This window comes from Tardiphaga sp., from assembly GCF_041424195.1.
Taxonomy (GTDB): Bacteria; Pseudomonadota; Alphaproteobacteria; order Rhizobiales; family Xanthobacteraceae; genus Tardiphaga.
Genome location: NZ_JBGMOE010000151.1, coordinates 1 through 6,237, shown reverse-complemented (window position 1 = coordinate 6,237; position 6,237 = coordinate 1). Strand labels below are relative to the sequence as shown.

3 protein-coding genes are annotated in these 6,237 nt (G+C 61.7%); 2 read left to right on the top strand and 1 reads right to left on the bottom strand.

Annotated elements, in window-relative coordinates; translation table 11 throughout:
• Both ACEK02_RS19730 and ACEK02_RS19725 read left to right on the top strand, forming a co-directional pair.
• Positions 1–2,294 (top strand): TonB-dependent receptor domain-containing protein (locus tag ACEK02_RS19730; RefSeq protein ID WP_371423262.1); only part of this gene is annotated, 2,294 nt, incomplete at its 5' end.
• Between the two features lie 273 nt (positions 2,295–2,567).
• Positions 2,568–5,597 (top strand): TonB-dependent siderophore receptor, encoded by a 3,030-nt coding sequence (locus ACEK02_RS19725; RefSeq protein ID WP_033966642.1) that lies wholly within the window; start codon positions 2,568–2,570, stop codon positions 5,595–5,597.
• Positions 5,598–5,658: 61 nt separating this feature from the next.
• On the opposite strand, the gene ACEK02_RS19720 is transcribed toward ACEK02_RS19725, so the two are convergent.
• Positions 5,659–6,237 (bottom strand): AAA family ATPase (locus ACEK02_RS19720; protein WP_371423261.1); only part of this gene is annotated, 579 nt, incomplete at its 5' end.

The window sequence follows — 6,237 nt, the reverse complement described above, 5'->3', positions numbered from 1 at the left end:
GTGATTATCAGGAAAAAGGCTGGAACGTTTACATTAACGGTGAATATCAGAAGGATCAGCCGATCGCGGCACCATCGCGCGGCTTCCCGTACAACACCAACGATCTGAGCTCGATCGGCGGCCTCGACAACAATACCGGCGACAGCTCGTTGACCACCGCGTCGACCAACGCCGTCGTGCGCCGCGCTCCGCAGACTGACCTCAACAATCCCTTCGCCGGCGGTGTCGCGACGGGTACTTACACGCTGCTCGGTGGGACCGCGCAGTGCGCGAATGGCACCTTTACCGTTGCGGGGGCATCCGGCGGCACGGGCTGTAAGCATGATTACGGCCAGGAATATGGCACCCGCTATAACGACATCCAGCCGTCGCAGGAGCGCTATAGCGTCACCGGCCGACTGAGCGTGCGTCTCACCGACTCGATCGAGGGCTATGCCACCGGAAGCTACTCGCACAGCCAGGTCACGATCGGTCGCGCGCCCAACTCGATCCGCCAAACGCAGCCTTATGGTGCTTCGCCGACCCAGTCGTCGAGCAACCCGGGCATCGTTCTGCCAGTCTATATCTGCTCGTCGGGCGTCAACTGCGCGACCGCCGCGGACCGCACGCTCAATCCGAACAACCCCTATGCAGCTGCAGGGGCCGCCGATCCGGCCAACAACGCCGCGCGCATCTATTATGCGTTCGGCGATATCCCGGTCTATTCGGTCCGCAACAACGAAGTGTTCCGCGGCGCTGTCGGCTTCAATGGCGATATCGCAGGCGATTATCACTGGAAGATCGATGCGGTCGGTGCACGCGACAATTTCTCGATCGAAAACCACGGCGTGCTCGACATCGCCGGGTTGAAGAAGGCGATCAACACCGGCGCCTACAATTTCGTCAATCCGTCGCTCAACAGCCAGGCCGTTCGCGACATGGTCGCGCCGGTCTACACGACGCCGTCGCACACCTCGTTGATCTCGGTTGACGCGTCAGTCGCCAAAGATCTGTTCGCGCTGCCGGGCGGCAATCTGCAGGTCGCCGTCGGTGGCCAGTTCCGCCACGAGACCGAAGTCAACAACAGCAACAATCCGGGCCTGACCAAATACGCCAACACCTCGGCGGCCTTTGGTACGCATGACGTTTACGCGGGCTATTTCGAGGTCGGCGCACCGATTTTGAAGACGCTCGAAGTGACCGGTTCGGGCCGCTACGATCACTATTCAGAAGGCTTCAGCCACTTCTCGCCCAAGATCGGCGCCAAATGGACGCCGATCAAGCAACTCGCGATCCGCGGGACGTACTCGAACGGCTTCCGCGCTCCGACCTTCGCTGAAAACAACCCGGCGTCGAGCTATGCTGGCTTCGTGACGGTGACCCCGCCGGCCAGCTTCCAGCTGGCGCATGGCGGCCTCATCACCGCGGGCAACACCAACCCCTATGCCCAGGCCTACAGCCTCGGTTCGGGCGCGACCGGCAACCCCAATCTGAAGCCTGAAAAGTCGCGCAGCTTCACCGCTGGCATCGTGGCCGAGCCGGTGCACAACGTCAGCTTCACGGTCGATTACTACAACATCAAGAAGACCGACGTCATCGTGACGGGTCCCGATGCCGGCACTGCCCGCGCGAATTATTTCGCCGGAACCGCGCTGCCTGCAGGCTACACCGTTTCGGCTGTCGACGCGCCCGATCCGCTGTTTCCGAACGCGCTGCCGCGCGTGCTCATCATCAACGTGCCGTTCGTCAACGCCGGTTCGATCAAGAGCTCTGGCCTCGACTTCGGCGCCAACATTCGCGTGCCGATTTCCCCAAGCGTGACCTTCACCAGCCGCCTCGATGTCACCTATGTGATCCAGTATGACCTGGATCCGGGTAATGGCAGCAAAATCCAGAAATATGCCGGTACGCTCGGACCTTACGAATTGTCGTCGGGCGCGGGCACGCCGCGCGCGCGCGGAAACTGGCAGAACACGATCGAGTTCGGTCCGCTCTCGCTGTCGGCGACGACCTATTATGTGTCGCGCATCAAGGAAGTCGCCGCTGACGAAGGCGACGACATCTCGTGTGCAGGTGGCAACCTTTATGGCACCGGCGACAAGTTCTGCTACATCAAGCGCTTCATCTATGCTGACGTGAGTGCGGCCTTCAAGGTCAACGACAATTTCACGTTCAACCTGTTCGTCGGCAACATCACCGGCGAGAAGGCACCGCTTGCTCCAGCGTCGTATTCGGGTGCCAACTATCTGCCGACCTGGCACATGGCCGGCATCGTTGGTCGCACGTTCCGCGCGGGCGCACACTTTAAGTTCTAAGGTACGGCGTATTTGTTGGAAGGGGGCGGTCTCTGCGAAGGGGCCGCCCTTTTTCGTTAACCTGTTGCAAACGCGTAACGAAGTTGTTGTTTTTATGTAACAGAGTGAAATGAAAGCGTAGTCGGGCGTGCGCGGCTCACTTTACAGCGTGCCTTGGGCGCTTCATCCCATGCGCATGTCTCGGGGGGCCGAGCACATGTTCGGTCACGAGACTTGCAAACAACGCCGCGGTGCGAATTTTCGTAGATGCGTGCGGTCAGCAAGGGAAAAGACGTGATCGGAACAGACTTCATCGCTCGCAAGGCACGGCTGCTGACGGGGGCCGCATCCACTGCGCTACTGCTTGCTGCAGTGCCAGCATTTGCGCAGGACCAGCAACCCGCCGCACCGTCGACCGCGCCAGTGCCCGAGCAGGCGCAGCCCGACACGGGCAGCCAGGGCCAGGACATCGTGGTCACGGGTTCGTTGATCCGTAACAGCGCCGCCGCGACGGCCGCCCCGATCAACACCTTGACCGCGCAAGACTTTGCCAATCGCGGTCAGAACACCATTGCCGAAGCGCTGCAGACCATTCCCGCCAACGGTGCAGGCACGATGACGCGTGCCTGGAACAGCTTCGGTTTCGCCACCGGCGCGACCGCTGTCTCGCTGCGCGGCCTCACCACCGGTAACACGCTGACCCTGTTCGACGGTCTGCGCTCGGCAATTTACCCGCTCGGCGATGACGGCCAGCGCAGCTTCGTCGATCTCAACACCATTCCGCAGTCGGTCGTCGAGAAGGTCGACGTCCTGCAGGACGGTGCCTCCGCGACTTATGGTGCGGATGCGGTCGCGGGCGTCGTCAACGTCGTCGTGAAGAAGGAGATCGTCGGTCTGCACGCCAACGCATCGGCCGGCATCTCGCAGCGCGGGGACGGCGGCGAAACGCGCGCCGATCTGACCTATGGCTATGGCAAGCTCAGCGAGCAGGGCTTCAACTTCTACGTCAATGCCGAATTCCAGCACGACAACCCGATCTACGCGCGCGACCGTGGTTATCCGTGGAACACCAACAATTACAGCGCGATCTGTAAGGCGGGCGGCACCTGTCTGCCCAACGAGACGATCAACGGCATTCAGGGCGATGGCAGCTTCGGCGGCCTTGGCTCGACGCGCGTGCCGGTTGCGCGGCCCTATCTGAACGGCAGCCCGGTTGCCGGCTCGCAGTTCCAGTTGCTCAATCCCGCCGCTGGCTGTCGGGACCTTACCGCGATCACCCTGACCCCGGCGCAGCAAGCGCAAGCGGCAGCGGCAGGTACGCCGACCGGCTCGCTGGTCTGCTCGCAGGATAACGTCAAAGATTATCTGCTGGAAATTCCAGAGGAGCAGCGCTTCGGGGCGACGGCGCATCTGACCGTCAATGTCGGCAGCAAGGCGCAGGCCTATCTGATGGGCAATTTCTACGAGACGCAGACCAACAGCAGCATTTCGCCGCTGAGCTTCGCCGGCCAGACCGCAGCGGGCGGGACGCAGTTCACCCTTAGCCCGGTTCTCTTGCCGGTTTACGTCTGTCCGCGCGGCACGACCGTGGCGTGCACCGCGGCCAATGGCACGCTCAACCCGAACAATCCGTTTGCGGCACTTGGTCAGCAGGCGCGGGTCAATTATCGCTACGATCAGCCGCGTATCTCGTTGACCGACACGAAAACCTATCGCTTCGCAGGCGGGATCCAGGGCACGTTCGGCGAAGGCTGGAAGTACAATGCCGATGCGACCTATTCCGAGGTCGATCTGAAGGTTACCAACAAGAACTACCTAAATCCGCAGCGCCTGATCAACGTGATCAACGACGGCTCGTTCAACTTCGTCGATCCGTCGCTCAACACGCAGGCAACGCGCGACTATATCGCGCCGACCAACAACAATCTGTCGACATCGAAGCTGTGGCAAGTCCAGGCGTCGGTTTCCAAGTCGTTCTTTACCTTGCCCGGTGGCGAGCTGACGGCGGCGGTCGGCGGCGCGTATCGCTACGAATCGGTCAACAATCCGAGTGCGAACGCGCCGAATGAGATCAATCCTGCCGACCGCTATTACAGCATCAACTCGGTGAGTACGGCGGGCAGCCGCAACGTGAAGTCGGCCTTCTTCCAAATTGATGCGCCACTGTTCAATATGCTGACGCTGAGCGGTGCCGGTCGTTATGACGATTATTCGTCGGGGCAGAGCAACTTCTCGCCGAAGGTCACCGCGATCTTCAAGCCAATCGAGCAGCTGCGGATCCGCGGAACCTGGTCGCGCGGCTTCCGCATCCCGAGCTTCCAGGAAGCCTATGGCCAGCCGACGACCGGTTATATCACGTCGACGGTTTCGCCGACCCAGGCCGGCGGTGCGGCATACATCGCCGCGCATGGCGGCGACTCCTACGCGACGCTGCCGTACAGCTATGGTTTGACCTCGGCGGGCAACCCCAATCTGAAGCCCGAGAAGTCGACCAGCATCACCGGGGGCATCGTCTTCGAGCCGACCCGCCGCTTGACCTTCACGCTTGATTACTACCACATCAAGATCAAGGGTCTGATCGGGGCACCGGATTATTCGGGCGTGGCTGCGGCCTATTATGCCAATAACGGCGTCGTGAATGTTCCCGGCATCACCGTAAAGCCGGGCGTCGCCGATCCCAACTTCCCGAACGCGCTGCCGCAGTTGGGCTTCATCCAGTACAGCTTCATCAACACGACTTCGGAAACCACGTCGGGGCTCGATATGTCGGGTACCGCGCGGATCCCGCTGGGCAACGGCATCAACCTGACCAGCCGCGTTGATGCGACCTATCTGATCAATCTCGAGCAGGTTCAGCCGAACGGTACGGTTCAGCGCTTCGACGGATCGCTCAGCCCGTGCAACATCACCTCGTGCTCGGGTGCGCCGAAGTGGCGCGGCAGCTGGCAGAATACGCTCGACTTCAACGGCAAGGGTACGTTGAGCGCGACGGCATATTACACCAGCGGCTATGACATGGCTTCGGTCGACTATGGTGGCGTACCGGGCGATTGCGCCAACAATGGCGGTGTTTCGGTCTACACCTATTCGGATGGTTCGCCGTTCAAGTGCCGTGCACGCCGCTTCATCGATGTGGACATGAGCGCGAGCATCAAGGTGGGCAACCGCTTCACCTTCTATGCAAACGTCCTCAACGTGTTCGACGTGAAGCCCGACTTCAACCCGGGCCAGACCTATGACACGGGCTTCGGCTACAACGTGGCATGGGAAAGCCAGGGCTTCATCGGCCGCTTCGTCCGCTTCGGCGCGAAGATCGACTGGTAAGCCAACCGCATCACACCAACGCGGAGGGGCGGTTCCTGCAAAGGAGCCGCCCCTTTTTTTGTCACTCGACGGTCAGCTCCAGTCTGCCGTCGCCTTCGTCGACCCGCACCGTCGCGCCATCCTTCACGCTGCCGCGCAGGATCAGGTCGGCGAGTGGGTCTTGCAGATAGCGCTGCACCGCGCGCTTCAGCGGCCGCGCGCCATAGACGGGATCGTACCCAACCCGCCCCAACCACGCCCGCGCAGCATCGGTCAGCTCCAGCGAGACCTTGCGCTCGGCCAGCAGCGTCGCGATCCGCTGCACCTGGATGTCGACGATCGGTGCCATCTCCGCTTGCCCGAGCCGGTGGAACAGCACGATCTCGTCGAGCCGGTTGAGGAATTCGGGCCGGAAATGCCCGCGCACGATCTCCATCACTTGCGGTTCGACGCTCGCGACGTCTTCGCCTTCGCCCAGCGTCGTGAGGATCTGGCTGCCGAGGTTGGAGGTCAGCACGATGATCGTGTTGGTGAAGTCGACGGTGCGCCCCTGGCCGTCGGTCAACCGCCCGTCATCGAGCACTTGCAGCAGGATGTTGAACACATCGCCATGCGCCTTCTCGACCTCGTCGAACAACACCACCTGATAGGGCCGCCGCCG